Annotated in this window: 24 protein-coding genes; 16 read left to right on the forward strand and 8 right to left on the reverse strand. The window is 63.0% G+C overall.

Annotated elements, in window-relative coordinates; translation table 11 throughout:
• Positions 1-140: 140 nt before the first annotated feature.
• Together mutS and KIG99_RS19755 are read left to right on the forward strand one after the other, a co-directional pair.
• Entirely contained in the window at positions 141-2732 is a 2592-nt protein-coding gene (mutS, locus tag KIG99_RS19750; RefSeq protein WP_226461732.1) for a DNA mismatch repair protein MutS, read from the forward strand.
• Positions 2729-3646 (forward strand): metallophosphoesterase, encoded by a 918-nt coding sequence (locus tag KIG99_RS19755; protein WP_226461733.1) that lies wholly within the window; start codon positions 2729-2731, stop codon positions 3644-3646. The genes mutS and KIG99_RS19755 overlap by 4 nt, the downstream gene beginning before the upstream one ends.
• A gap of 49 nt (positions 3647-3695) precedes the next feature.
• Here KIG99_RS19755 and KIG99_RS19760 read toward each other — a convergent pair whose 3' ends face one another.
• The 7 genes from KIG99_RS19760 to KIG99_RS19790 all read right to left on the reverse strand — a co-directional run bounded on the left by KIG99_RS19760 (position 3696) and on the right by KIG99_RS19790 (position 9289).
• Complete coding sequence (locus KIG99_RS19760; protein WP_226461734.1) at positions 3696-4193, reverse strand: FKBP-type peptidyl-prolyl cis-trans isomerase; 498 nt, start codon at positions 4191-4193, stop codon at positions 3696-3698.
• Complete coding sequence (locus tag KIG99_RS19765; RefSeq protein ID WP_404817900.1) at positions 4190-4663, reverse strand: peroxiredoxin; 474 nt, start codon at positions 4661-4663, stop codon at positions 4190-4192. The genes KIG99_RS19760 and KIG99_RS19765 overlap by 4 nt, the downstream gene beginning before the upstream one ends.
• A gap of 96 nt (positions 4664-4759) precedes the next feature.
• Positions 4760-5044, reverse strand: a complete 285-nt coding sequence (gene ftsB / locus KIG99_RS19770; protein WP_226439977.1) for a cell division protein FtsB — start codon at positions 5042-5044, stop codon at positions 4760-4762.
• A 6-nt stretch (positions 5045-5050) separates the two neighbouring features.
• Entirely contained in the window at positions 5051-6334 is a 1284-nt protein-coding gene (gene eno / locus KIG99_RS19775; protein WP_226461735.1) for a phosphopyruvate hydratase, read from the reverse strand.
• Between the two features lie 36 nt (positions 6335-6370).
• A complete protein-coding gene (locus KIG99_RS19780) occupies positions 6371-6679 on the reverse strand; it encodes a DUF1330 domain-containing protein (RefSeq protein WP_226461736.1) in 309 nt (102 codons plus the stop codon).
• Positions 6679-7515, reverse strand: a complete 837-nt coding sequence (gene kdsA / locus KIG99_RS19785) for a 3-deoxy-8-phosphooctulonate synthase (protein ID WP_226461737.1) — start codon at positions 7513-7515, stop codon at positions 6679-6681. Before kdsA ends, KIG99_RS19780 begins: the two co-directional genes overlap by 1 nt.
• A 133-nt stretch (positions 7516-7648) precedes the next feature.
• The gene (locus tag KIG99_RS19790; RefSeq protein ID WP_226461738.1) at positions 7649-9289 is read right to left on the reverse strand and encodes a CTP synthase; all 1641 of its coding nucleotides are present in this window, start codon (positions 9287-9289) and stop codon (positions 7649-7651) included.
• Between the two features lie 160 nt (positions 9290-9449).
• Here KIG99_RS19790 and KIG99_RS19795 point away from each other — a divergent pair, with 160 nt between their 5' ends.
• From KIG99_RS19795 to KIG99_RS19855, 13 genes are all read left to right on the forward strand, one after another.
• Positions 9450-10394: a dialkylrecorsinol condensing enzyme gene (locus KIG99_RS19795; protein WP_226461739.1), complete on the forward strand. Its 945-nt coding sequence runs from the start codon at positions 9450-9452 to the stop codon at positions 10392-10394.
• Positions 10384-11535: a beta-ketoacyl-ACP synthase III gene (locus KIG99_RS19800; RefSeq protein WP_226461740.1), complete on the forward strand. Its 1152-nt coding sequence runs from the start codon at positions 10384-10386 to the stop codon at positions 11533-11535. The genes KIG99_RS19795 and KIG99_RS19800 overlap by 11 nt, the downstream gene beginning before the upstream one ends.
• Positions 11528-11923 carry a hypothetical protein gene (locus KIG99_RS19805; protein ID WP_226461741.1) on the forward strand — a complete coding sequence of 132 codons (396 nt, stop codon included), beginning with the start codon at positions 11528-11530 and terminating at the stop codon, positions 11921-11923. The genes KIG99_RS19800 and KIG99_RS19805 overlap by 8 nt, the downstream gene beginning before the upstream one ends.
• Entirely contained in the window at positions 11923-12909 is a 987-nt protein-coding gene (locus KIG99_RS19810; RefSeq protein ID WP_226461742.1) for a BtrH N-terminal domain-containing protein, read from the forward strand. Before KIG99_RS19805 ends, KIG99_RS19810 begins: the two co-directional genes overlap by 1 nt.
• The gene (locus KIG99_RS19815; protein ID WP_226461743.1) at positions 12909-13820 is read left to right on the forward strand and encodes an ABC transporter ATP-binding protein; all 912 of its coding nucleotides are present in this window, start codon (positions 12909-12911) and stop codon (positions 13818-13820) included. The genes KIG99_RS19810 and KIG99_RS19815 overlap by 1 nt, the downstream gene beginning before the upstream one ends.
• Before the next feature lie 3 nt (positions 13821-13823).
• Complete coding sequence (locus tag KIG99_RS19820) at positions 13824-15056, forward strand: ABC transporter permease (protein ID WP_226461744.1); 1233 nt, start codon at positions 13824-13826, stop codon at positions 15054-15056.
• Complete coding sequence (locus tag KIG99_RS19825; protein ID WP_226461745.1) at positions 15053-15322, forward strand: acyl carrier protein; 270 nt, start codon at positions 15053-15055, stop codon at positions 15320-15322. Before KIG99_RS19820 ends, KIG99_RS19825 begins: the two co-directional genes overlap by 4 nt.
• On the forward strand, positions 15319-16401 hold the full coding sequence (locus tag KIG99_RS19830) for a beta-ketoacyl synthase N-terminal-like domain-containing protein (RefSeq protein ID WP_226461746.1): 1083 nt from the start codon (positions 15319-15321) through the stop codon (positions 16399-16401). The genes KIG99_RS19825 and KIG99_RS19830 overlap by 4 nt, the downstream gene beginning before the upstream one ends.
• Positions 16398-17072, forward strand: a complete 675-nt coding sequence (locus tag KIG99_RS19835) for a hypothetical protein (protein ID WP_226461747.1) — start codon at positions 16398-16400, stop codon at positions 17070-17072. Before KIG99_RS19830 ends, KIG99_RS19835 begins: the two co-directional genes overlap by 4 nt.
• A 17-nt stretch (positions 17073-17089) precedes the next feature.
• Positions 17090-17944 (forward strand): tetratricopeptide repeat protein, encoded by an 855-nt coding sequence (locus KIG99_RS19840; RefSeq protein ID WP_226461748.1) that lies wholly within the window; start codon positions 17090-17092, stop codon positions 17942-17944.
• A gap of 20 nt (positions 17945-17964) precedes the next feature.
• Positions 17965-18864 (forward strand): histone deacetylase family protein, encoded by a 900-nt coding sequence (locus KIG99_RS19845; protein ID WP_226461749.1) that lies wholly within the window; start codon positions 17965-17967, stop codon positions 18862-18864.
• A 108-nt stretch (positions 18865-18972) separates the two neighbouring features.
• The gene (locus KIG99_RS19850; protein WP_226461750.1) at positions 18973-21732 is read left to right on the forward strand and encodes an ATP-binding protein; all 2760 of its coding nucleotides are present in this window, start codon (positions 18973-18975) and stop codon (positions 21730-21732) included.
• A 9-nt stretch (positions 21733-21741) separates the two neighbouring features.
• Positions 21742-23238, forward strand: coding sequence for an NAD(P)H-hydrate dehydratase (locus KIG99_RS19855; protein WP_226461751.1), 1497 nt, complete (start codon positions 21742-21744; stop codon positions 23236-23238).
• Here the strand turns inward: KIG99_RS19855 and KIG99_RS19860 are convergent.
• Positions 23220-24701, reverse strand: coding sequence for an FMN-binding glutamate synthase family protein (locus tag KIG99_RS19860; RefSeq protein WP_226461752.1), 1482 nt, complete (start codon positions 24699-24701; stop codon positions 23220-23222). The genes KIG99_RS19855 and KIG99_RS19860 overlap by 19 nt on opposite strands.
• A 54-nt stretch (positions 24702-24755) precedes the next feature.
• Between KIG99_RS19860 and nadC the strand changes: the two genes are divergently transcribed.
• On the forward strand, positions 24756-25631 hold the full coding sequence (gene nadC, locus KIG99_RS19865; protein ID WP_226461753.1) for a carboxylating nicotinate-nucleotide diphosphorylase: 876 nt from the start codon (positions 24756-24758) through the stop codon (positions 25629-25631).
• Positions 25632-25659: the final 28 nt, after the last annotated feature.

Below are 25659 nucleotides of genomic sequence, written 5' to 3' on the forward strand. Positions count from 1 at the left end.
CGGCGACTCGAAGCGGGGCACATAGTAGCACAGACTTAGCTGTCCGCCGCCGGGCACAGCGAATACAATAGCCGCCCTCGTCGCCGCTTCCCTTTACGTGCAGGAGCGGTGCCCCATCCCGACAGATATCAGCGAAGAACATGAGCAAAAAAGAGACCTCCAGCCCGGCCAAGGACGGCATTTCCCCGATGATGCGCCAGTACATGGGCCTCAAGGCGGCACACGCCCAGGACAAGCTGATGTTCTACCGGATGGGTGACTTCTACGAACTGTTCTTCGAGGATGCCGAAAAGGCGGCCCGCCTGCTCGACATCACACTGACGACGCGCGGCCAGTCGGCCGGGCAGCCGATCAAGATGTGCGGCGTGCCTTTCCACGCCGCCGAACAATACCTCGCCCGCCTGGTCAAGATGGGCGAATCGGTGGTGATCTGCGAGCAGATCGGTGACCCCGCGACCAGCAAGGGCCCGGTCGAGCGCGCCGTGGCGCGCATCGTCACGCCCGGCACGCTGACCGATGCGGCGTTGCTTGACGATCGCCGCGACAGCTGGCTGCTGGCGCTGTGCGTGCACCGCAACACCGTCGGCCTGGCCCGTCTCAACCTGGCGAGCGGCGAATTCATTCTGACCGAAACCGGCAACGAGCAACTGGCGGCAACGCTGGAACGCATCCGCCCGGCGGAAATTCTTTACCCGGAAAGCTGGGTCCCGGACGTGCCGCTCGAAGGTGCCCGCACCCGCCAGCCGGACTGGTATTTCGAGGTCGACTCGGCGAAGCGCCTGCTCTGCGATCATTTCAAGGTCGCCTCGCTGGCCGGCTTCGGCGCCGAAGGCCTGCGCCCGGCCGTGGCCGCGGCCGGTGCCCTGCTGCAATACGCGCAGACGACGCAGGCCGGCAATTTGCCGCATTTGCGGGCGTTGACCGTTGAGCTCGAAGGCGCCTACCTCGGCCTCGACACCGCCACCCGGCGCAACCTGGAACTGACCGAAACCCTGCGCGGCCAGCCTTCGCCGACGCTTTTTTCGCTGCTCGACAATTGCGTCACCAGCATGGGTGCCCGCCTGCTGCGCCACACCCTGCATCATCCGCTGCGCGAACGGGCAATTCCCGCCGCCCGCCATGCCGCCGTCGAGGGTCTGCTCGAGGATTACGGCCGGATCGCCGGCGAGGTGCGCCGCGAACTGCGCGGTATCGGCGACATCGAGCGCATCGCCGGCCGCATCGCGTTGAAGAATGCCCGGCCGCGCGACCTCGCCAGCCTGCGCGACTCGCTGGCCCGCCTGCCGGCACTGCGCGCACCGCTCGTCGAACAGCCTTCGCCACTACTGCAACAGCTTTGCCACGAAATGCAGACGCCGGCCGCGGCGCTCGATCTACTGATCCGCTCGATCGCCGCCGAGCCGGCTGCCCAGATTCGCGACGGCGGCGCCATCGCGCCGGGCTACGACGCCGAACTCGACGAACTGCGCTCGCTCAACGACAACTGCGGCGCCTTTCTCGTCGACATGGAAGTGCGCGAGCGTGAACGTACCGGCATCAACAGCCTCAAGGTCGAATTCAACAAGGTGCATGGCTTCTACATTGAAGTCACCCACGCCAATACCGACAAGATTCCCGACGACTACCGCCGGCGCCAGACGCTGAAGAATGCCGAGCGCTACATCACGCCGGAACTGAAGGCTTTCGAAGACAAGGCGCTGTCCGCCCAGGAACGCTCGCTGGCCCGCGAGAAGCTGCTCTACGAGGGCATCCTCAACGAACTCGCACCGGCCATCCCGACCTTGCAGGTCATCGCCGGCGCCGTTGCCCAGCTCGACCTGCTGGCCGGCTTTGCCGACACGGCTTTGAAGCGCAACTGGAGCCGCCCGGAATTTGCCGATGAAATCGGGTTGACCGTGCAGGCCGGGCGCCACCCGGTGGTCGAGGCGGAAATGGCCAACAGCGCCGACACCTTCATCGCCAACGACGTGCTGCTTGCCGAAAACCGCCGCCTGCTGCTCATCACCGGCCCCAACATGGGCGGTAAATCGACCTACATGCGGCAGACGGCGCTGATCGCCCTGCTCGCCCACATCGGCTGCTACGTGCCGGCCGAACGTGTCGTGCTCGGACCGCTCGACCGCATCTTCACGCGCATCGGCGCTTCCGACGACCTGGCTTCCGGGCGTTCGACCTTCATGGTCGAAATGACCGAAGCCGCGGCCATCCTGCACCACGCCACCGCCAACAGCCTGGTGCTGATGGACGAGATCGGGCGCGGCACCTCGACCTTTGACGGCATGTCGCTGGCCTTCGCGATCCTGCGCCACCTGATCGACAAGAACCGCTGCCTGACGCTGTTCGCCACGCATTATTTCGAGATGACGCGGCTCTCGCACGAATACAGCGAACTGGCCAACGTGCACCTCGACGCCGTCGAGCACAACGACCGCATCGTCTTCATGCACTCGGTCGAGGAAGGCCCGGCCAACCAGAGTTATGGGATCCAGGTCGCGGCCCTGGCCGGCATCCCGAATGCCGTGGTGCGCGCCGCCCGCAAGCAGTTGCGCGAATTCGAGCAGCGCGCGACGGTCGACCCGCTGCAACCGGATCTTTTCGCTCAGGGCGAGCCTGAGCCATTTGAAGCGGAGCCGCATCCGGTGCTCGAACAACTCTCCGGCATCGATCCCGACAGCCTGACGCCGCGCGAGGCGCTCGACGCCTTGTACGCCCTGAAGAAGCTGCTCAAGTGAAAATCTGGCTGGCCGCCTTGCTGCTTGCCGCAAGCACTGCGGCACCAGCCGAGATCTACCGCTTCGGCCTGATCGGCGATGTCCCCTACTCCGATTACGAACGCCGCGAATTGCCGAAAATGCTTGATGCCATCGTCGACAGCCATGTCGATTTCGTGGCTCACATCGGCGACATCAAGCACGGCAAGGATCGTTGCGACGACAGCCTGTTCGAGGATCGCTACAAGCTGTTCAATGCGGTACGTGTTCCCTTCGTTTTCGTCCCCGGCGACAACGAATGGACCGACTGCAATCGTTCGTCGAACGGTGCCTACGATCCGCTGGAACGTCTCGGCAAATTGCGCAGCCTGTTCTGGAAGGGCGATTTTTCCCTGGGACAGAAAAAGCTGCGCCTGGAAAAACAGTCAGGCAGCTACCCGGAACACTCGCGTTTCCGGCTTGGGCCGGTACTCTTCGTGACCCTGAACATTCCCGGCGGCAACAACAACTTCGGCCTCGGCAAACAGGCCTCGGCGGAATTCCAGGCGCGTAATCCGGTCGTCCTGAAATGGCTGCAGGACAGCTTCGCCTTGGCCCGTCGCGACAAACTGGCCGGCATCGTGCTGTTTTTCCAGGCCGATCCTGCCTGGAAAAACTTTGCCCAGGGCCTGGCGCATGAAGGCTACCGCGAATTTCTCACCATTCTGCGCGCGGAAACCATCGCGTTTCGCGGTCAGGTCGTCGCCGTGCATGGCGACACCCACATGAGCCACATCGACCAGCCGCTGCGGGACGGCGACGGCAAGACACTGGCCAACTTCACCCGCGTCGAAACCTTCGGTTACCCGGTCATGGGCTGGACGCGCGGCATCATCGATACGGATTCGCCAACGCTGTTCCGCTTCGAAGCCCAAGCCTGGACTTCACAGAAATAAAAAAAGCGCAGATCGCTCTGCGCCTTTTTTCCGGGAAACTGCCTGAAACTCAGTGGCAGTCTTCTTCGTCATCACCACCATGGACGTGGCCGTGTTCGAGTTCTTCTGCGCTGGCCGGACGAATCGAGGTCACGGTGCAGGTGAAGACCAGGGCCATGCCGGCCAGCGGGTGATTGCCGTCGAGAACAACCTTGTCATCGGCAATATCGGTCACCCGGTAGATGATGAAGTCTTCTTCATTGCCGTCTTCGGCGCCACCTTCGAACTGCATGCCAACCTGCAGCTCTTTCGGGAAATCCTTGCGCGGCTCGATCTGCACCATTTCGGCATCGTAGTCGCCGAAAGCTTCGTCAGGTTGCAGCTTGACCTTGACCGACTCGCCGACGGCCTTGCCCTGCAGGGCTTCCTCGATTTTCGGGAAAATGTCGTCGTAACCGCCGTGCAGATAAACGAGCGGCTCGCGGCCTTCGTCCACCACTTCGCCATCCGGATCGGTGACATGGTAGTCGAGGGTGATGACGGTATTTCTGGCGACCAGGGTATTCATGAATTCAGTTCCTTGACCAGGCGCAGCACTTCCAGTGCGTGACCCTTGTAATTGACGTTGTAGAGCGCATGGCGAATGATGCCCGTGCGGTCGATGATGAAGGTGGAACGGACGATGCCGTATTTTTTGTGGCCATCCACCTCTTTGGCCTGCCAGACACCGTACTGCTTGCAGACGGCACCATCGGCATCCGACAGCAATTCCAGACCGATGCCTTCCTTGTCGCGAAACTCGGCGTGTTTCAGGCATTCATCACGATTGACGCCGAGCAGGAGGCAATCCTGCCGTTCAAAATCCCCTTCGTGATCGGAAAAATCGGTCACTTCCTTGATGCAGCAGGGCGTACCGTCCTTCGGATAGAAAAAAAGCACAAGATGCTTTTTTCCCTGGAAATTCGCCAGATCGACAGTCTCCATGTCGGCATCCGGCAAGGCAAATGCGGGAGCTCTTTCTCCAACCTTGAGCAGCATGTTGTTCTCCTTGAGCGCTCTCTCTGGGGGACTGCTGAGAGCGATTCTAGCGGAGGCAATTGCTGGTGACTACAACGGTCGACGCCTTTTTTACAGCTATTTTCCGGGAACTTTTTCCGGAATCTGCACAAAGGTTTCGTCCTGGCGGACCATGCCCAACTCGAAACGGGCCCGCTCCTCAATCGCGTCGTAGCCCTGCTTGAGGTCGCGAACTTCGGCATCGAGGCCGGCGTTGCGGATTTCGAGCGACTTGGTGACCTCCTTCTGTTGCTGCAATTGACGGTCGTACTCCCAGACCTTCAGCCAGCCGCCCTTACCCACCCAGAGGGGGTACTGGAGCAGGCCGATGGCTGCGAGGAGGCCGACCGTCAGCCAGCGCATCTGCGTTTAGCGCAGGTTGTAGAAGGTTTCGCGGCCCGGGTAGGAAGCGGTATCGCCCAGATCTTCCTCGATACGGATGAGCTGGTTGTACTTGGCGATACGATCCGAACGCGACAGCGAACCAGTCTTGATCTGGCCGGCGTTGAGGCCGACAGCGATGTCGGCGATGGTGCTGTCTTCGGTTTCACCCGAGCGATGCGAGATCACGGCGGTGTAACCGGCGCGCTTGGCCATTTCGACGGCCGCGAAGGTTTCCGACAGGGTGCCGATCTGGTTGATCTTGATCAGGATCGAGTTGGCGATGCCCTTCTTGATACCTTCCTTGAAGATACGGGTGTTGGTGACGAAGATGTCGTCGCCAACGATCTGCACCTTGTCGCCGAGGCGGTCGGTGAGCAGCTTCCAGCCGTCCCAGTCGGCTTCGGACATGCCGTCTTCGATGGAAACGATGGGGAACTGGTCAGCCAGGTTGGCCAGATAGTCGACAAACTGGGCCGAGGTCAGCTCCAGGCCTTCGCCAGCCAGCTTGTACTTGCCATCCTTGTAGAACTCGGAAGCGGCGCAATCGAGCGCCAGCAGCACATCCTTGCCCGGCACGTAACCGGCGGCCTCGATTGCCTGCATGATGATCTGCAGGGCTTCGGCATGGCTGCCCAGGTTCGGGGCGAAACCGCCTTCGTCGCCAACGGCAGTGGAGTGACCGGCCTTGTTGAGCAGCTTCTTCAGCGCGTGGAAGATTTCGGCGCCGCAGCGGATCGCTTCGCGGATATTGGCGGCACCAACCGGCATCACCATGAATTCCTGGATGTCCAGGCTGTTGTTGGCGTGCTCGCCACCGTTGATGATGTTCATCATCGGCACCGGCATCTGCATCGGGCTCATGCCACCGAAATAGCGGTAGAGCGGCAGGCCGGACTCTTCGGCGGCAGCCTTGGCGACAGCCATCGAGACAGCCAGGATGGCGTTGGCGCCGAGGCGCGACTTGTTTTCGGTGCCGTCGAGGTCGATCATGGTCTGGTCGATGAAAGCTTGCTCTTGGGCGTCGAGGCCGATGATGGCTTCGGAGATTTCGGTGTTGATGTTCTCAACCGCCTGCATCACGCCCTTGCCGAGATAACGGCCGGCATCGCCGTCGCGCAGCTCGATCGCTTCGCGGGTGCCGGTCGAGGCGCCAGACGGAACAGCGGCGCGGCCCATGACACCGCTCTCGAGCAGCACATCAGCTTCAACGGTGGGATTGCCGCGGGAATCCAGAATCTCTCGTGCAACAACATCAACGATGGAACTCATATTTCTTCCTTGTTATCAATTAATTGAAAGAACTACTTAAATTAAACTATCAACACCGGCGATGACCAGCATGTTCATTTCGGCAGCATTTTCGCGTACTTTGCGCGCCGCCTGATATTCGGCGGAATCATAAAAGCGCTTGGCCTGCTCGACCGTATCGAACTCGACAACGATCATCCGTTGCGGCGGCGTCCATTTGCCTTCGAGAATCTCGGCGGCACCGCCCCGAACGAGGAAACGCCCGCCATATTGCTCGACCGCTGCCTGCGACATCAGGCGATAACGGGCCATGGCGTTGGCGTCATGTACTTTGACCTCGGCGACGATATAGCCCTTTTCTGCCATTACTTCAGTTCCTCGAAGCCCGCACTCTTGACCGCCTTGTCGAGCACCGACAAGGTAGCCAGCAGGCTTTCCATGCGCTCCAGCGGCCAGCTGTTCGGGCCATCCGACCAGGCTTTTTCCGGACAGGGATGGGTTTCCATGAACAGGCCGGAAATGCCGACCGCCACGGCGGCACGCGCCAGGACGGGCACGAACTCGCGCTGCCCGCCGGAAGTCGTTCCCTGCCCGCCCGGCAACTGCACGCTGTGCGTTGCGTCGAACACGACCGGACAAGCGGTTTCGCGCATGATCGCCAGGCTGCGCATGTCGGAAACCAGGTTGTTGTAGCCGAAGGACGCGCCGCGCTCGCAGACCATGATGTTGTCGGCGCCGTTGTTCACTTCGCGTGCCTTGGCGACGACATTCTTCATGTCGCCCGGGGCAAGAAACTGGCCTTTTTTGATGTTGACCGGTTTGCCGCAGGTCGCAACCGCGTGAATGAAATCGGTCTGGCGACACAGGAAGGCCGGCGTCTGCAGCACATCGACCACACTGGCCACGGCCGGAATGTCTTCGACGGTATGCACGTCGGTCAGCACCGGCACGCCGATCTGGCGCTGCACTTCCGAGAAGATGCGCAGGCCTTCGTCCAAACCAAGGCCGCGCACCGAAGTGCCGGAACTGCGGTTGGCCTTGTCGTACGACGCCTTGAAGATGTAGTTGATACCCAGACGGGCACAAACTTCCTTCATGTAGCCGGCGACATCCAGGCACAGCTGCTCTGATTCAGCCGTACAGGGTCCGGCAATCAGGAAAAAAGGTTGGTCGAGGCCTGCTTCGAAACCGCACAGATTCATGACAGCTCCTTCCGGGCCCAACGACAGCCTGCACGGTCACATCCCCGCAATGCGGGGCCCCTGCTCCGCGCTCCGGCTGCCCCAGCAATCAGGAAAAAAGGCTGGTCAAGACCAGCCTCGAAACCGCAGAGCTTCATTTGCCTTGTGCCTGTTGATTGGTCAGCGCGGCTTTCACGAAGGACGTGAACAGCGGATGACCCTGGCGCGGGTTGGAGGTGAATTCCGGATGGAACTGGCAACCCACGAACCACGGATGCACGTCGGCCGGCAATTCGACCATTTCGCACAGATCGGTACCCGGCGCACGACCGGCCACAACCAGGCCCTTTTCTTCGAGCTGGGCGAGCAGCGTGTTGTTGACTTCGTAGCGATGACGATGCCGTTCGGTGATCTCCGGCTTGCCGTAGATCTGGCGGGCCAGCGAGCCTTCGGCCAGCTTGCAGATCTGGCCGCCGAGACGCATCGTGCCGCCAAGGTCGGAATCTTCGCCACGCTTCTCGACCTTGCCGGAAGCATCCAGCCATTCGGTAATCAGGCCAATTACCGGATACGGCGTGTCCTGCACGAATTCGGTGGAGTGCGCCGCCGTCATGCCGGCCACATCGCGCGCGAATTCGACGACAGCGAGTTGCATACCGAGACAGATGCCGAGGTAAGGCACCTTGTTTTCGCGAGCGTAGCGGATGGCGGCAATCTTGCCTTCCGTACCGCGTCGACCGAAGCCGCCCGGCACCAGAATGGCATCGAGGTCTTCGAGAACGCCGGTACCGTTCTTCTCGATATCTTCGGAGTCGAGATAAACGATGTTCACTTCGCTACGCGTATGGATGCCGGCATGCTTGATGGCTTCGATCAGCGACTTGTAGGACTCGGTCAGATCGACGTATTTGCCGACGAAGGCGATCTTGACCTGGTGCAGCGGATGCTCCAGCGCCACGATCAGGTTCTCCCAGACCGTCAGGTCGGCCGCCTTGGCCAGGATGTTCAGCTTGTGGCAGACGATTTCGTCGAGCATCTGTTCGTGCAGCATGCCCGGGATCTTGTAGATCGAGTCGGCATCGAGACACTCGATGACGGCTTCCGGCATGACGTTACAGAACAATGCGATCTTGCGGCGTTCCTCGACCGGAATCGAACGGTCGGCGCGGCAGAGCAGGATATCCGGCTGGATGCCGATTTCGCGCAATTCCTTGACGGAATGCTGGGTCGGCTTGGTCTTCAGCTCACCGGCGGTCGGAATGTAGGGCAGCAGCGTCAGGTGCATGTAGCAGACGTTGTTGCGGCCTTCTTCGAAACCGATCTGGCGGATCGCTTCCAGGAAGGGCAGCGACTCGATGTCGCCGACCGTGCCGCCGACTTCGACGATGGCCACATCGGCGCCTTCGGCACCGGCCTTGATCTTGTGCTTGATCTCGTCGGTAATGTGCGGGATGACCTGCACGGTCTTGCCGAGATACTCGCCGCGACGCTCTTTCTTGAGCACCGTGTCGTAGATCTGGCCGGTCGTGAAGTTGTTGCGCTTGGCCATCTTGGCGCTGGTGAAGCGCTCGTAATGCCCCAGATCGAGATCGGTCTCGGCGCCGTCCTCGGTGACGAAAACCTCTCCGTGCTGGAAAGGACTCATCGTGCCGGGGTCGACGTTGATGTAGGGGTCAAGCTTGAGGTGGGTGACTTTGATGCCGCGGGATTCCAGAATGGCCCCGAGCGACGCGGCGGCGATGCCTTTGCCCAATGAGGACACGACACCACCCGTAACGAAAACAAATTTGGTCATGGAAAGACAGGCTGCGGGAAAGCCGAATGATAGCCGAAAAGCGGCAAATTCCCCAAGTCCGTTGAGCAAATCATGTCAATTCCGGGTCTTTTAACCGGTCGACCGCCAGCCCTGCGTCATTTTGTTAGAATCGCGGGTTAGCCAGCCACCAGACAACACCTTGAAAAACGTTCTCGTCGTCAATTATTCGCAAACCGGGCAACTTGCCGACGTTACCGCACAGGTGATCGCCCCGCTTGCAGCGGCCGGTCACAAGGTGCATCTGGAAACCCTGGTTCCGGAAACGCCGTTTCCCTGGCCGTGGTCGCTGGTCGATTTCGTCGATGTCTTTGCCGAGTCCGTGCAGCTCGATGCGCCGCCGTTAAAACCGCTCAGCATTGCGCCGGACGCCGAGTTCGACCTGGTCATTCTGACCTACCAGGTCTGGTACCTGTCCCCCGCCCTGCCCATCGTTGCTTTCCTCAATAGCCCCCAGGGCAGGCATCTGCTCAAGGGCAAACCGGTGGTGACGCTGGTCGCCTGCCGCAATATGTGGCTGACCGCACAAAAGACCATGCAGCGCCTGATTGGCGAAGCCGGCGGTGAATTACGCGATCACATCGCCTTCACCGACAACGCGCATGCCCTGGCCACCCTGATCACCACGCCGCGCTGGGTGCTGACCGGCAAACGCGATAGCTTCCTCGGCCTGCCGCCGGCCGGCGTATCCCGGGACGATGTGCGTGGCGCCAGCCGTTTCGGGCACGCGCTGGCCGACGCACTCGATCACGATGGCGAAAAGACGGGAAAGCCGATGTTGACCGGTCTGCGTGCCGCCCCGGTCAATCCGCGCCTGGCAATCAGCGAAAAGGCCGGCCACCGCGCCTTCCGCGTCTGGTCAAAAATCATTCGCAGCTGCGGCAAGCGCGGGCAATGGCGGCGGCGTCCCATTCTCGCGATATTCACCATTTACCTGATTGCCATGGTGTTTACCGTTGTTCCACTCAGCCTGTTGCTACAATGGCTGCTTTCCCCCCTGCTCAAGCCCCGGCTGGCGCGGTTGCGCGCCGAACTCGAACAGCCATCCGGCGCGCAGGAATTCAACCTGAACAAATATGAACAGTAGCGGCAAGGTCTATATCACCCGTAGTTCGGCCTTTTTGCCGAATGCGCCGGTCGATAACGAGAATATCGAGAACGTGCTCGGCATGGTTGGCGGCCGGCCTTCACGCGCCCGCCGCATCGTGTTGCGCAACAACGGCATCCGCGAACGTTACTACGCAATCGATCCAGAGACCGGCGAAACGACGCATAACAATGCCCAACTGACAGCCGCCGCCATTCGCGGCCTGAATGTCGGCGATGCCATCGATTGCCTGTCCACCGGCACAACCATGCCCGACCAGTTGATGCCCAACCATGGCGTCATGGTGCATGGCGAACTGGGCATTTCGCCCTGTGAAGTCGTGTCGACCGCCGGCATCTGTCTGTCCGGCCTGACCGCATTGAAATATGCCTACATGGCCGTGCTCTGTGGCCAGGCAAAAAACGCCGTCGCCACCGGTTCGGAACAGGCTTCCGCCGTGCTGCATGCCCGCAATTTCGCCAGCGAGTCGGAACATCGCATTGGCGAACTGGAAAGCAACCCGGAGATCGCCTTCGAGAAGGACTTCCTGCGCTGGATGCTCTCCGACGGGGCCGGCGCTTTCCTGCTTCAGGATCAGCCGGCGCCCACCGGGTTGTCGCTGCGTATCGACTGGATCGACATCCTGTCGCAGGCCGGCGCCATGGAAACCTGCATGTACGCCGGCGGCGAGAAGCAGGAAGATGGCACGTTGCGCGGCTGGAAAACCTATCCAGCCAACGAGTGGGGCCGGCGCTCGCTGTTTGCCATCAAGCAGGACGTCCGGCTGCTCAACGAGAACATCGTGCGCCAGACGATAGGCAAGATCCTCGAAAAATCGATGGCGACGCGCGAACTCAAGGCGGATGCGGTCGACTGGTTCCTGCCGCACATGTCTTCCGAGTACTTCCGCCAACCACTTGCCGAACACATGGCCGCGCTCGGCTTCCCGATTCCCCAGGAAAAGTGGTTTACCAACCTGCACACCAAGGGCAACACCGGTGCCGCCTCGATCTACATCATGATCGACGAGTTACTGAAGAGCGGCCGCCTGCAACATGGTGACCGCCTGCTCTGTTTCATCCCCGAAAGCGGCCGCTTCACCGGCTCGCTGATGCACCTGACGGCGGTCGACCATGCTTGACAACGAAGTTCCCCAGGAAGGCAACGCCACCCTTGGCGGTCACAGCAAGGCGGTCTATGCGCGCGGCGCCGACGGCAAGCTGCACATGGTCAAGTCGGCGGGCTGGGAGGTCGAGGAAATCGTCACCCGACAGGCCGTGGACGACCTCAACCGCCTGGCCGCAGATGCTCGCCAGCGCGTTCTCGCCGGGCAGACCTCGGCCCTCGAATACCACATGCACAAGGCACGCATGGACGTACCGATGCTGGCGCAGACTACCGGACTCTTCCAGTGGCGCATCCGCCGCCATTTCCGGCCGGACATCTTTGCCGGACTGTCGGACGCCCTGCTCGCCCGCTACGCCGGCGTGATGGGCGTCAGCGTCGAACAATTGAAGAAAGTCGATTGATGGAATTCCAGCACAGCCAGGCTTCCCACTGCGAAAGCGGCGTCATGTCCGCGATGCTGCGCCACCAGGGCCTGCCGATTTCCGAGCCGATGGCTTTCGGGCTGTCCTCGGCGCTCTCTTTCGCCTATCTGCCCATCGTCAAGATCAATGGCCTGCCGCTGGTCGCCTACCGCATGCCGCCGAAGTTCATCATCAAGGGGCTGCAGAAGCCGCTCGGCCTGAAGATGCGCTTCGAGACCTTCGGCAAGCCGGAAGAAGGCACGCGCCGCCTCGACGAACTGCTCGCCGCTGGCCACATCGTCGGCATGCAGACCTCGGTATTCTGGCTGCCCTACATGCCGGAAGACCTGCGCTTTCACTTCAACGCCCACAACGTGCTGGCCTACGGGCGTGATGCGGCGAGCGGCGACTACCTGCTCTCCGACCCGGTTTTCGACACGCCGATGACCTGCGCCCCGGAGGCGCTGCAGAAAGCCCGTTTCGCCAAAGGCGCCCTGGCTCCGAAAGGCCTGCTTTACTACGCCACCGGCAAGCCGCAGACGCCGGACTGGTCGGTGGTCATTCCCAAGGCGCTGAAGAAGACCGTGCGCATCATGGAAACGCCGCTGCCGATCATCGGCGTGCGCGGCATCCGCAGCCTGGCGAAGGCGATCGAACGACTCGATGCGAGCGCGCCGGCGGCCAGCAAGATGTTCATCGGCCAGGTCGTGCGCATGCAGGAAGAAATCGGCACAGGCGGCGGCGGCTTCCGTTTCATCTACGCCTCATTTCTGCAGGAAGCCGCCGAACTGCTTGCCCGGCCGCGCCTCAACGAACTTTCCGAGGCGCTGATCGAGATCGGCGACGAATGGCGCGAATTCGCGCTCTTCGCGGCGCGCATGATCCGCGACCGCGAGCCGCTGGCACCGGGCAAGCTGGCCGACCAGCTGCGCCGCATTGCCGAGCACGAACAGGCCTTCTTCCGCGACCTGAAACGCGCCGCCTGATGCTGGTCGTCGACGGCGTCTCCTACCGTTATCGCGACGCCGTCAGCCCGGCCCTGCAGGGCATTTCGCTGCATATTCCGGCCGGTGGCGTTTACGGCCTGCTCGGCCCGAACGGCGCCGGCAAGACCACCCTGATTTCGCTACTCGCCGGGCTGTTGACCGCGGCCGACGGCAAGATCTCGTTGGGTGGCCAACCGCTCGCCGCCGTCCGCGCCGCCGATCCGCGCGCCATCGCGCTGGTGCCGCAGGACTACGCTTTTTACCCGATGCTGACGGTGACCGAGAACCTGCGCTTCTTCGCCGGCATCCTCGGCCTGACTGGCTCGATACTCAAGACACGGCTTGAGTCGGCCATTGCCTTCTCCCGCCTCGAACAGGTCGTCGCCAAGCGCGCCGAACAGCTGTCCGGCGGCCTGCGCCGGCGCCTCAACATGGCCATCGGCCTGCTCGGCCAGCCGCAACTGCTGCTGCTCGACGAGCCGACGGTCGGCGTCGATCCGCAATCGCGGCATTTCCTGCTCGAATCCATCGCCGCATTGCCCGCGGCCGGCACCTCGGTGATCTACACCAGCCATTACATGGAAGAGGTCGAGGCGATCTGCCCGCAAATCGCCATCATCGACCAGGGCAAGGTACTCGCCGAAGGCCGACTGGCCGACATCCTGGCCAGCCCGGAGCCACAGCTTGAAATCGCGCTCGACCGCGAACTGCCGGCCGACATCGCGACACGACATGCGGCCAGCCCCATCGGCGAACTGAAATATGCCCTCAAACTGGCGTCGACCGCTGAACTGCCACGCCTGCTCGACGAACTGGCCGCCGCCGGCTGCGGCGTGCGCCAATTGAGTTTCGGCCAGCACAACCTGGAACAGGTCTTCATGCGCCTGACCAATCGTTCGCTGCGGGATTAACCGATGTCAGCCCGCCTGCTCGCCCTCTGGTTCAAGGAATCCATCGCCCTGCTGCGCGACCGGCACGGCCTGCTTGCGCTGTTCATCATGCCGACCATTTTCATCCTGGTCATGACCCTGGCCCTGCGCGACAGCTTCACACCGGGCGCCCGCATCGACGCCAGCTACGCGCTGGTCGACCTCGATCAAAGCGCCAGTTCGACGGCCTTGAGCAAGCGGCTGACCAAGGGTGCCTCGTTCAAACACGGCGAAAACATTACAGATCCCGACACCGCCCGGGCTGCCGTGCTGGCCGGGCAGTTCAACCTCGCCCTCGTCGTCCCGTCCGGCTTTGGCGAACGCCTGCTGACACCCGGCGGCGCCGATGGCAAGCCGGCCGAACCGCTGATCCTGTTGCTCGATCCGGCGCTGTCGCCGGCCCTGCAACTGGCCTTCCGCAACCAGGTCATGGCGGCGCTGGGTGGCGTCCGGGCCGACGAGCTGACCCACAAGGCCGGCAAACTGTTCGGCCTGCCGGTCGCGCCCGGTGCCAGCGCCGACAAGGACTGGCCGGATGAAATCCGCAGCGAAGCGGTGCGCCGCGACAGCAATGCCAGCCTGCCTTCCTCCGTGCAGCAGAATGTCCCGGCCTGGCTGATTTTCGCGATGTTCTTCGTCGTCATCCCGATTTCCTCGATTTTCATCATCGAGCGCCAGCACGGCACGCTGCAGCGCCTGCGCGCCATGGGTCTGCCTTTCCGCCTGGTGCTGGCCGGCAAGCTGCTGCCCTTCTTCGTCATCAATCAGGTGCAGGCCTTGCTCATGGTGCTGGTCGGCATGTACCTGGTACCGCTGTTCGGCAGCGAGGCGCTGCAACTGCCGACGACGCCGGCCCTGCTTCTCGCCTGGTGGGCCGTGTCGGCCGCCGTCAGCCTGGCCGCCGTGGCCTGGGCGCTGCTCATCGCCAGCCTGGCCAAGACCTCGGAACAGGCGACCATCGTCGGCGGCGTCGGCAACATCCTGATGGGCGCCGTCGGCGGCATCATGGTCCCCAAGTTCATCATGCCCGCCGCGATGCAACAGCTGGCCGCGCTGTCGCCGATGGCTTGGGCGCTCGATGGTTTCCACACGGTGATGCTGCGCCATGGCGGCCTCACCGACGTCCTGCCCAGCATCATGCAGTTGCTGGCCTTTTCCCTCCTGTCGCTGGTTGCCGCCATCTGGCTAAACCGGCGCGCCCTAGCCGCCCGCTCATGAACGCCGCCCTCTGCCACGAACTGAAAGCCCTGATCATCGAAGCCTGCGACAAGGACTGCGCGCCCGAGGAAATCAGCGACGACGAATTGCTGTTCGGGCCGGAGGCGCCGCTGCAGCTCGATTCGCTCGATGCCTTGCAGGTCTCGATGGCGATCAAGAAGAAATACGGCCTGCGCCTGCCGGACAGCAAGGAAACCCGCCGCATCCTGGCCAGCGTCGCCAACCTGGCCGAGCATCTCGAAGCCTGGCAGGCCAGCCGCGCATGAGCCGTCCGGTCTATATCGCCGAGCGTGCCCTGCTCTGCGCCGCCGGCAATTCGCCGTCGGCGGTTGCCAGCGCACTGTGGGCTGGCGAATGCATGCCGGGCCGCCACCAGCTCGGCGAACGCGAGTTTCCCTATTTCGCGCTGAACTTGCCGGAAACCGGCTGGCTGGCCCGTGCCGAACGATCAGTCCGTGCCCTGGCTGAACAACTTGGCCAACTCGACGAAAAAACGCCGCTCTTCGTTGCTTCCTCATCCTTCCAGATGGGCCAATTCGAAGCGGCCGGTTCGCCCTTCGAGCTGCCGCCCGCCTGCGCCGCCTTCAGCCGGCAACTGGCCGACTGGCAGGGCCTGAGCGGTCCCTGCTACAGCTTCTCGACCGCCTGCACCTCGGGTTTCTCGGCGCTCGACGCGGCGCGCAGCCTGATCGCCGCCGGCCTGATCGACGACGCCGTCGTGCTCGGCGTCGAACTGGCCAACAACTCGACCCTGGCCGGCTTTGCCGCGATGGAACTGCTTTCGCGCAGCACCGCCCGCCCCTTCGACGTTCGTCGCGACGGCCTGGTGCTCGGCGAAGCCGTCGCCGCCGTGCGCCTGAGCGCCCAACCCGCCACCTGGCGCATCGCCGGCCTGCGCACCGGCCTCGACGCCTATTCGACGACCGGACCCGATCCGGATGGCGGCCCGATTGCCGCCCTGACGGTCGACTGCCTGCAGGAGGCAAAAATGCCGGCCGGCGACATCGAGCTGGTCAAGCTGCAGGCGGCCGGCTCGCCCGGCACTGATCTCGCCGAGGCCAACGCGCTGCGGCGGGTTTTCCGCGAACGCATGCCGCCGCTCCTCTCGCTCAAGCCTTACCTCGGCCACACCCTGGGCGCCAGCGGCATCGCCGAACTGGTCGCGCTGCTTGCCTGCCTCGATGCCGAGCAGATCCCGGCCACCGCCGGCTTTGCCGAATCCGACCCGGAAATCGCCCTGAAACCGACCGTGGTGCGCAGCAATACCTATATCGAACGCGCCCTCTTGCAACTGATCGGTTTTGGCGGCGGCCTGGCCAGCCTGATTGTCGAGCGTCGCCAATGACTTATCTCGACACCGTCATCACCCAGGAATTTACTGCGGCCGAATTGCCCGCCGCCGTGCGTGCGGCGCTCGGCAAGCCGCTGCGCCGCGCCGCCACCCTGACCCAACTCGCCGTAGTCGGTGCCCTGGCCTGCCTGCCGGCCGAGCGCCGGACTTTGCCGACTGCCCTGCTCTGGCAGACGCGCAGCGGTCCACGCGCTGAAACGCTAGCTTTGCTCGAAGAAGTCTGCAACGGCACTGCCGAGCCGATGCCTTACGACTTTCTCGCCACCCAGCCGGCGATTGCCGCGGCGCAACTCAAACCTTTCCTGCCCGGCCTGCACTCGGCGACCTGCCTGCCGCTGGCCGACGCAACGATGGCCAACTGGTCGCTGCTGCTCAGCCTCGCCGATCATTGGCTGAATAGCGGGCGCTACGCCCAGGTGCTGTGCGCCCAGCTTGACCACGCCGACGACCTGGCCAGCGGCCACTGGCTGGCCCTGAGCGCCGCCCCTCTTGAAAATTCGCTGGCCAGCCTCCACCTGTCGGAAGTCACGCCCGGCGAAGCGCTTGCCGACGCCAGCGATTTCCCGGCCTGCCTCGACCACTGGCTCGCCGCCGAGAGCTCTGGCCACCTGTATTTGCAGTCCGCCGCCAGCCGGAAGCTGGCGGTAGAATTCGCCCGCATCTAAATTTCACCGAGAACACCATGTCCCAATTTTCCTTTGACGTCTCCCTCGCCGAATTCGAAACCCAGGTCCTGCTGCCGGCCCAGGAAGTCCCGGTCGTCGTCGATTTCTGGGCACCGTGGTGCGAACCCTGCAAGGTCTTGAAGCCGCTGCTCGAAAAACTCGCCGAGGAATACGCCGGCCGCTTCCTGCTCGCCAAGGTCAATGCCGACGAGAACCCGGAGCTGTCGCAGCATTTCGGCGTGCGCAGCATCCCGACCGTCAAGGTGCTGTTCCAGGGCCAGCTCGTCGATGAATTCTCGGGCGCCCTGCCGGAAAGCCAGATCCGCGAATTTCTCGACCGCTTCGCGTTGCCTGCCGTCGGTGGCAACCTGCGCGAGGAAGCCGCCGCGCTGGTCATCGAAGGCAAGCTCGAAGAAGCGCTCGCCAAGCTGGTTGAAGCCAGCAAGGCAACGCCGGAAGACCAGGCCATCCAGCTCGACGCTGTCGAAGTGTTGATGCAACTCGGCCGCAACGATGAAGCCAAACAATTGCTGGGTGGCGAATACGCCCAGGAAGCGGAGCGTGCCAACGCCCTGCGCGCCCGCCTGGCGCTGAGCGAAGGTGCGGCCGATACCGCCGAAATCGAGGCCAGACTCGCCACCAATCCGGATGACCATGCCGCCCGCCTCGACCTGTCGCGCGCCTATGCGGCGCAAGGCCGTTTCCGTGAAGCGATGGAAGCCATTCTCGACGTCATCGTCCGTGACCGCTTCTTCGACGAAGGCGCACCGCGCAAGGCCATGCTGCAATTGTTCGAGGCCCTTGCCGGCAGCGAAACCTACGATGACCTGGTCCGCGAGTTCCGTCGCAAGATGTCGGCCGCACTTAACTAAAAATCGACGCAGGCATCGGCATGCGGCTGTTCTACACCGATGTCTTCGTCCTGCCGCTGCCGCCCGGGCATCGCTTCCCGATGGAAAAGTATTCCCGGCTGCGCGCGGCCCTGCTCGCCAGCGGCGAGTTTGCCGAATCCGACTTTCATCTGCCACCGCCGGCCAGCGACACAGAACTGGCGCGGGCGCACACGCCGGACTACATCGCCGCCGTCGCCAGCGGTCGACTCGATGAAAAGGCACAAAAAGCCATCGGCTTCCCGTGGAGTCCGGGCATGGTCGAACGCTCGCGCCGTTCGGCCGGGGCGACGCTGAGCGCCTGCCGCGCCGCGCTGGAAGATGGCGTTGCCGCCAATCTGGCGGGCGGCACGCATCACGCTTTTGCCGACCATGGCGAGGGCTTCTGCGTCTTCAACGATGCTGCGGTTGCCGCCCTGGCAATGCGGGCGGAAGGTCGGGCCAGGCGCATCCTGATCGTCGATTGCGACGTGCATCAGGGCAACGGTACGGCCAGCATTCTGGCCGGCCATGAAGATATTTTCACCTTCTCGATCCACGGCGCCCGCAACTATCCATTCACCAAGGAACAAAGCGATCTCGACATCGAGTTGCCCGATGGCTGCACTGACGAAGCCTATCTGCTGCAACTCGAAGCCGGGCTGGAAACCGCTTTCGATCTTGCTCGCCCCGACCTGGTCATCTACCTGGCCGGTGCCGATCCTTACCACGATGATCGCCTCGGCCGGCTCAGTCTGAGCTTTGCCGGCCTTGCCGAGCGCGACCGGCGGGTTTTCGCGCATTGCCGCAGCCGCCATCTGCCGCTCGCCATCGCCATGGCTGGCGGCTATGCGCGGCAGATTGACGACACCGTGCGCATTCATGCCACCACACTGCACCTGGCCCGGGCAAACCAGCGCTAAACCCTTCTCTCTCCTTGCTCGCTGCCGATCTCCGGGAGACAATAATGAACCTGGCTGAATCCGGAAATGGCAGTCTCTGTTTTGGCTTCAGCCAGCACGAGGAGAAGCATGAAAGTATCGTTTCGAATGTTTGAGTGGCGTTCATTGCGTACGCGCATCACTGCTGGCGTTCTGCTGCTCAGCCTGTCCATGCTCTGGGGAACCGTACTCAGCCTGAGTCATACCCTGCGCGAAGACATGGAGGCCGCCATTTCCGCGCAGCAGTTTTCCACGGTTTCGCTGATTGCCGGCGAGCTCGACCGTTCGATCCGGGAGCGCCTCAGCGTCGTCGAATCGATCTCCGGCAAGCTGTCGGCCGAGATGATGCGCAACCCGGACCGAGTCCAGGCATATCTGGAGCAGCGCGACATTCCGGAAACAACCTTCAACTGGGGCATACTCGTTGTCGACAGCGAGGGCATCGCAATCGCCAGCACTCCGGAAAAACTGCAGCGGCGAGGCATCGATTTGAGCTCCTATCCGGTCGTCAAACAGGTTTTGCTGAATGGCAAGACCCACATTGCCGACCCGCTGTTCAGCCAGCACAGCAAGCAGCCCGTGGTCACCATGCTGGTGCCGATTCTTGCCGCTGACCGGCAAGTGCTGGGGATCGTGATCGGCGTGATCAACCTTGCCGAATCGAATTTCCTCGACGAAATCAGCACCTCAAAATACGGGCGAACCGGGAGCTTTTTCGTCACGGCCCCGGAAACACGCACCTATGTCGCCTCATCCGGCAAGCTCCGTCAGATGAAAGTGGGGCCGCCACCCGGCATCAATCCCGTTTACGATCGTTATATCAACGGCTATGAAGGTTCCGGCGTGGCGCTCAGCTCGCGGGGCGTCATCGAACTGTCGTCGAGCAAACGTATTCCGACAACCGGCTGGCTGATGCAGTCAGTGCTGCCGACCGACGAAGCCTTCGAGCCGATCCGACTGATGCAGCAGCACCTGCTGATCATCTCGGTGATCCTCTCGGTACTGGCCACGCTGCTTGCCTGGTGGTGGCTGCGGCGACAATTCTCGCCGCTGATCGAGGTCTCCGGGCTGCTCAACGGGATGACTAGCGGCACGCTTCCCCGCCAGGCCCTGCCGGTCAGGAAAATGGACGAAATCGGCACGTTGACCGCTGCTTTCAACCAACTGCAGGAAGTCATCGTCAGCGAAGAAGCCAAAGCGGCCGAACACGCCGCCAACACCCGTTTGCGCCGCATTGTTTCGGCCCTGCCCGGCGTTGTCTTCCAGTACCGGCTGCTGCCCGACGGGCACGGCCAGTTTCCGTTTGTCAGCGACGCGATTACTGACATTTATGGCGTCACACCGGAAGAACTCGAAAAGAGCGGCGATCCCATTCGCAAGCTGTTGTACCCGGATGATGCCCAAGCCTTCTTTACATCGCTTTATGCCTCGGCCAGGGATCGCAGCCCCTGGCGTGTCGAGTACCGCATCACGACCACCGATGGCCACCTGAAGTGGTTGCTGGTCGACGCCATTCCGGAAGCAGAAAGCGACGACACCGTCATCTGGTTCGGTTTCATTGCCGACATCACGCGCACCAAGGCCATGGAGGCCGAATTGCGCCTTGCCCTGGAAGAGCATCAGCGCAAGGACACGGAAATCGAGCGCTATCGCGACCACCTTGAACAACTGGTCAGCGAACGCACCGCCGACCTCGAACAGGCGCGCGCCGAGGCGGTCAGGTTGGCGCGAATCAAGAGCGATTTCCTCGCCAACATGAGCCACGAGATCCGCACGCCGCTGAACGGGGTACTCGGCATGGCGCACATCGGGGTCCGTACAACCGAGCAAAACACGCGCGCCAACGAGGCTTTCCGCAAGATCGTCAGCTCCGGCACCCTGCTCCTCGGCATCATCAACGACATCCTCGATCTCTCGAAAATGGAAGCGGGGATGCTCAAGATCGAGGCGACCGAGATCGAGTTGGCACCAATTCTGGCCGAAACCATCGAGCTCATGCAGGAACGCGCCAGCAACAAGGGGGTTTCGCTCGATCTCAAAACCGCGAATCTCCCGGCCAGCATCCGCAGCGACCCGCTGCGCCTGCGCCAGATCCTGCTCAACCTGCTCTCCAACGCCGTCAAATTCACCGAAGCCGGCAAGGTCGATCTGGAGGTCGGGCTGGATGAAGGCGAACTGCAGATCCGGGTCACCGACACCGGTATCGGTATCACCGACAGTCAGATCGGCAAGATCTTCCACCCCTTTGAGCAGGGCGACAATTCAACAACCCGCCGCTTTGGCGGCACGGGACTCGGACTCGCCATCACTGAGCGCATCGTCAAGCTGATGGGGGGCAACATCAGCGTCCATAGCGTCCCCGGTCAGGGCAGCGTCTTTTCCGTGCGCCTGCCCTACCACCCGGGACGGGCGAATGATCTCTCTGCTGCACCGATCTCTTCTATTCAACCAACCGACCCGGCGCGCCCCTTGGCCGGCCTGAAAATCCTGGTTGCCGAAGACAACGAGATCAACCAGGAAATCATGCGCGACAACCTGACCGAAGACGGTGCCAGTGTCACCCTGGTCGATAACGGGCAACTGGCGGTTGATGCAATACGCAACAGCCCGCCGGGCAGCTTTGACTGCATCCTGATGGATGTCCAGATGCCAGTCCTCAGCGGCCTGGATGCGGCCCGCCAGATCAAGGCCATCACGCCCGCATTGCCGATCATCGGCCAGACCGCGCATGCCCTTACCCAGGACCGGGAAGACTGTCTGGCTGCAGGCATGGACGATTACATTTCCAAGCCGATCGATCCGCAAAAACTGAATACGCTGATCCGCAAACACCTGCCCGGCCAACACTGAGTATCCGCCATGTCGCGCAATGCCCTCTACTACGCCCGCAGCCTTCGCCAGATCGAAGCCCGTCACGCCGATGAAAACCTGATGCAGCGTGCCGGTCAGGCGGCTGCGGCGTGGGCGGCCGAACTGGCCGGCCAGCGCAACCTGCCGGTGCTGGTGCTGGCCGGTCCCGGCAACAATGGTGGCGATGCCTTTGTCGCGGCACGTCTGCTGCGCCAGCGCTTCTTCGAAGTCAGTGTCGTCTTTGTCGGCGAAGCGAAAAATCTGCCGGCCGATGCACGCAATGCCTGGCAGGACTTCGTCTCGGAAGGCGGCGCCTGCCTTTCGAGCATTCCGGAAGACAGCGCCTGGTCGCTGATCATCGACGGCCTGTTCGGCATCGGTCTCGGTCGCGCCCCTGAGGGGCAATACGCCGAGTGGATCGCGACGGCCAACCGCCTCGCGCAGCGCGACCGCTGCCCCTTGCTCGCCCTCGACTGCCCGTCCGGCCTCAATGCCGATACCGGGCAAATCCTCGGCGCAGTGATCCGGGCGACGCATACCTTGAGCTTCATTTCGGCCAAACCCGGCCTGTTGACCGGTGACGGCCCGGAATACTGCGGCCGGCTGCGCATCGCCAATCTCGAGCTCGATCCGGCCAACGAATTGCCGCCCGACGGTCGACTGCTCGAATTGGCCGATTTTGCCGCGCACCTGCAGCCGCGCCACCTGAACAGCCACAAGGGCAGCAATGGCAGCGCCGGCATCCTGGGCGGGGCGCACTCGATGGTCGGTGCCGCCTTCCTGGCCGGCCGCGCAGCGCTGAAGCTCGGCGCCGGTCGCGTCTATGTCGGCCTGCTCGATCCGCAACCGCCCAGCTTCGATCCGGAGCAGCCGGAACTGATGTTGCGCCGCCCGCAGTCGCTGCTTCAGGGCGAACTCGACGTGCTCGCCTGCGGCCCGGGCCTGGGCAATTCCCTTGAAGCCTCGGAACTGCTTGAACGTGCAATCGCCTTCGACCAGCCGCTGGTGCTCGACGCCGATGCACTCAACCTGGTCGCCAGCGAGGGCAATCTGCAGGTCGCGCTGGCCAGCCGCAGCATGCCGGCCATCCTGACCCCGCACCCGGCCGAAGCCGCCCGCCTGCTCGAATGCGAGACTGCCGACGTGCAGGCCGACCGGCTCGCCGCGGCACGTGAAATCGCCGAACGCTATCGCTGCCATGTCGCGCTCAAGGGCTGCGGCACCGTGATCGCAACGGTCGACGCCCGCTGCTGGATCAATTCCACGGGCAATCCCGGCATGGCCACGGCCGGCATGGGCGACGTGCTGACCGGCCTGATCACCGCCCTGCTTGCCCAGGGTTGGCCGGCCGAACAGGCTTTACTGGCCGGCGTACACCTGCACGGCGCCGCCGCCGACCGGCTGGTCGCCGCAGGCATCGGCCCGATCGGCCTGACCGCCGGCGAAGTCATCGACGCCGCCCGCGCCCTGTTCAACCAGTGGATCGCTCAGCGCACCGCCGGATAGGGATAAAGCACGTTGAGCGCGGCGCTCTGGCCGTTCGGCTGGACGATGCGCACATGCTCGCGGCGCAGTTGCCGCGCATGCCTGAGACCACAGGCGTGCGCGATCATCTCGACTTCCTTGTTCATGTTGCGGGTGTAGGCGGCAACGCGCTCCGCCTTGTCCTCGACGACCAGGCCGCGCTGCAGGCGCGGGTCGTGCGTCGTGATGCCGGTCGGACAGCTGTTCTGGTGGCAGCGTAGCGCCTGGATGCAACCGAGCGAGAACATGTAGCCGCGCGCCGTGTTGATCAGGTCGGCGCCGCAAGCCAGCGCCCAGGCGACCTTGGCCGGGGTCAGCAATTTGCCCGAGGCAATCACCTTGATGCGTTCACGCAGACCGCTCTCGATCAGCGCATCGACCACGCGCGGCAGCGCCTCGTTGATCGACAGCGACATGTGGTCGGCCAGCGCCTGCGGTGCCGCACCGGAACCGCCTTCGCCACCGTCAATGGTAAGGAAATCCGGGGCACAGTCGAGGCCGCGCCGGTTCACCGCCTCGACCAGCTCGTGCATGAACTGCCAGCCGCCGATCGCCGTCTTGACGCCAACCGGCTTGCCGGTGATCGTGCGCACGCGCACCACCATGTCGAGCAGTTCGTCCATGTTGCCGGTTTCGGCATGCCGGTTCGGCGACAAGGAATCCTGGCCGAACGGTATACCGCGGATTTTGGCAATTTCCTCGGTCACCTTGGCGGCCGGCAGCACGCCGCCCTTGCCCGGCTTGGCGCCCTGCGACAACTTGATCTCGAAAGCCCGCACATGTTCGTGCGCAGCCATCAGGCGCAGCTTGTCCGGATCGAGCTTGCCAGCGGCATCGCGCACGCCGTACTTGGCAGTGCCGATCTGGTAGATGACGTCACAACCGCCCTCCAGGTGGTAGGGACTCAAACCGCCCTCGCCGGTATCCATGTAACAGCCGGCCAGCGCCGCGCCGCGCGACAGGGCCTGCACGGCCGGTTTGGAGATCGCACCGTAGCTCATGCCGCTGACGTTGATCAGCGAGCGAGCGGCAAATGGCTTGTCGCACCAGCCTTCTCCGACAATGACAGCCGGCGTGGCCTGATGCTCGCTCTCCAGCACCGGGAAGGAGGCATTGACGAAGATCAGCGCGCCGGACTGGTTGAGGTCGTAGGTCGAACCAAAACCGAGAATGCCGCCCTCGTTCTTGGCCAGGCGATAGACCCAGCCGCGCGTTGCCCGGTTGAAGGGCATTTCCTCGCGATCGCCGAGAAAGAAATACTGCCGGAAATATTCGCCGAGATGCTCGAAGAAGAAGCGCAGATGGCCGATCACCGGGAAATTGCGCAGCACCGTATGGCGCTTCTGCGTGATGTCGCGGATATACCAGTAGAAGAACAACACGGCAACGACCAGCGCCAGCAACACGCCGAGACTGATATGGAACACGCCGACGACTTCGGACATCAAACCCCTCCGGAAGGTACAATTCGGCCCCCAGCATGCCGATTTGCCCAGCCCATGTCCATCGAATTCGACTTCCCCCTTGCTCCCGAAATCACCCGCAACGTCGCTGCCGCGCTGACCGAAGACATCGGTGCCGGCGACCTCACCGCCGGCCTCGTGCCGGGGGAACGCAGCGTGCGCGCCACCGTCATCTCGCGCGAAGACGGCGTGCTTTGCGGTCGCGCCTGGTTCGATCGCTGCGTGCTGGAACTCGATCCGCAGGCCGAAATCACCTGGCAGGCCGCCGACGGCGAGTGCATCGTCGCCAACCAATTGCTGTGCGAAATCCGCGCCAATGCCCGCGCCCTGCTCTCGGCCGAGCGCAGCGCCCTGAATTTCCTGCAACTGCTTTCCGCCGTGGCCAGCAAGGCGCGCATCTACGCCGATACGATTGCCGGTACCAAGGCGCAGGTCGTCGATACGCGCAAGACCCTGCCCGGCCTGCGCATCGCGCAGAAATACGCGGTCCGCGCCGGTGGCGGCGGCAATCACCGCCTGGCGCTGTGGGATGCGATCCTGATCAAGGAAAACCACATCCACGCTGCCGGCGGCATCGCCGAAGCCATGGCGGCGGCGCAAAATGCCGCTGCCGCAGCGGTCGACCGCTGCAAATTCATCCAAATCGAAGTCGAGTCGCTGGCCGAACTGGAAGCCGCGCTGGCTGCCGGCGCAACCATGATCCTGCTCGACAATTTCAGCCTCGACATGCTGCGCGACGCCGTCAAGCTCAACGCTGGCCGTGCCGTGCTCGAATCCTCGGGCAACGTCACGTTGGAAACCATCCGCGGCATTGCCGAAACCGGCGTGGACCGCATCTCGGTCGGCGCGCTGACCAAGGACGTCAAGGCGCTCGATCTATCGATGCGCTTCATCGACCTGCTCAACGACTGAGCATGAAAAAGGCCGGTCCCTGCGGACC

Source organism: Quatrionicoccus australiensis (assembly GCF_020510425.1).
In the GTDB taxonomy this organism is placed as follows: domain Bacteria; phylum Pseudomonadota; class Gammaproteobacteria; order Burkholderiales; family Rhodocyclaceae; genus Azonexus; species Azonexus australiensis_A.

What these genes read in the sequence shown, in the direction of transcription:
- mutS (WP_226461732.1), top strand. Translation starts at nt 141, where the DNA reads ATGAGCAAAAAAGAGACCTCCAGCCCGGCCAAGGACGGCATTTCCCCG.
- KIG99_RS19760 (WP_226461734.1), bottom strand. Translation starts at nt 4,193, where the DNA reads ATGAATACCCTGGTCGCCAGAAATACCGTCATCACCCTCGACTACCAT.
- KIG99_RS19765 (WP_404817900.1), bottom strand. Translation starts at nt 4,663, where the DNA reads ATGCTGCTCAAGGTTGGAGAAAGAGCTCCCGCATTTGCCTTGCCGGAT.
- ftsB (WP_226439977.1), bottom strand. Translation starts at nt 5,044, where the DNA reads ATGCGCTGGCTGACGGTCGGCCTCCTCGCAGCCATCGGCCTGCTCCAG.
- eno (WP_226461735.1), bottom strand. Translation starts at nt 6,334, where the DNA reads ATGAGTTCCATCGTTGATGTTGTTGCACGAGAGATTCTGGATTCCCGC.
- KIG99_RS19780 (WP_226461736.1), bottom strand. Translation starts at nt 6,679, where the DNA reads ATGGCAGAAAAGGGCTATATCGTCGCCGAGGTCAAAGTACATGACGCC.
- kdsA (WP_226461737.1), bottom strand. Translation starts at nt 7,515, where the DNA reads ATGAATCTGTGCGGTTTCGAAGCAGGCCTCGACCAACCTTTTTTCCTG.
- KIG99_RS19790 (WP_226461738.1), bottom strand. Translation starts at nt 9,289, where the DNA reads ATGACCAAATTTGTTTTCGTTACGGGTGGTGTCGTGTCCTCATTGGGC.
- KIG99_RS19800 (WP_226461740.1), top strand. Translation starts at nt 10,384, where the DNA reads ATGAACAGTAGCGGCAAGGTCTATATCACCCGTAGTTCGGCCTTTTTG.
- KIG99_RS19805 (WP_226461741.1), top strand. Translation starts at nt 11,528, where the DNA reads ATGCTTGACAACGAAGTTCCCCAGGAAGGCAACGCCACCCTTGGCGGT.
- KIG99_RS19810 (WP_226461742.1), top strand. Translation starts at nt 11,923, where the DNA reads ATGGAATTCCAGCACAGCCAGGCTTCCCACTGCGAAAGCGGCGTCATG.
- KIG99_RS19815 (WP_226461743.1), top strand. Translation starts at nt 12,909, where the DNA reads ATGCTGGTCGTCGACGGCGTCTCCTACCGTTATCGCGACGCCGTCAGC.
- KIG99_RS19820 (WP_226461744.1), top strand. Translation starts at nt 13,824, where the DNA reads ATGTCAGCCCGCCTGCTCGCCCTCTGGTTCAAGGAATCCATCGCCCTG.
- KIG99_RS19825 (WP_226461745.1), top strand. Translation starts at nt 15,053, where the DNA reads ATGAACGCCGCCCTCTGCCACGAACTGAAAGCCCTGATCATCGAAGCC.
- KIG99_RS19830 (WP_226461746.1), top strand. Translation starts at nt 15,319, where the DNA reads ATGAGCCGTCCGGTCTATATCGCCGAGCGTGCCCTGCTCTGCGCCGCC.
- KIG99_RS19835 (WP_226461747.1), top strand. Translation starts at nt 16,398, where the DNA reads ATGACTTATCTCGACACCGTCATCACCCAGGAATTTACTGCGGCCGAA.
- KIG99_RS19840 (WP_226461748.1), top strand. Translation starts at nt 17,090, where the DNA reads ATGTCCCAATTTTCCTTTGACGTCTCCCTCGCCGAATTCGAAACCCAG.
- KIG99_RS19845 (WP_226461749.1), top strand. Translation starts at nt 17,965, where the DNA reads ATGCGGCTGTTCTACACCGATGTCTTCGTCCTGCCGCTGCCGCCCGGG.
- KIG99_RS19850 (WP_226461750.1), top strand. Translation starts at nt 18,973, where the DNA reads ATGAAAGTATCGTTTCGAATGTTTGAGTGGCGTTCATTGCGTACGCGC.
- KIG99_RS19855 (WP_226461751.1), top strand. Translation starts at nt 21,742, where the DNA reads ATGTCGCGCAATGCCCTCTACTACGCCCGCAGCCTTCGCCAGATCGAA.
- KIG99_RS19860 (WP_226461752.1), bottom strand. Translation starts at nt 24,701, where the DNA reads ATGTCCGAAGTCGTCGGCGTGTTCCATATCAGTCTCGGCGTGTTGCTG.
- nadC (WP_226461753.1), top strand. Translation starts at nt 24,756, where the DNA reads ATGTCCATCGAATTCGACTTCCCCCTTGCTCCCGAAATCACCCGCAAC.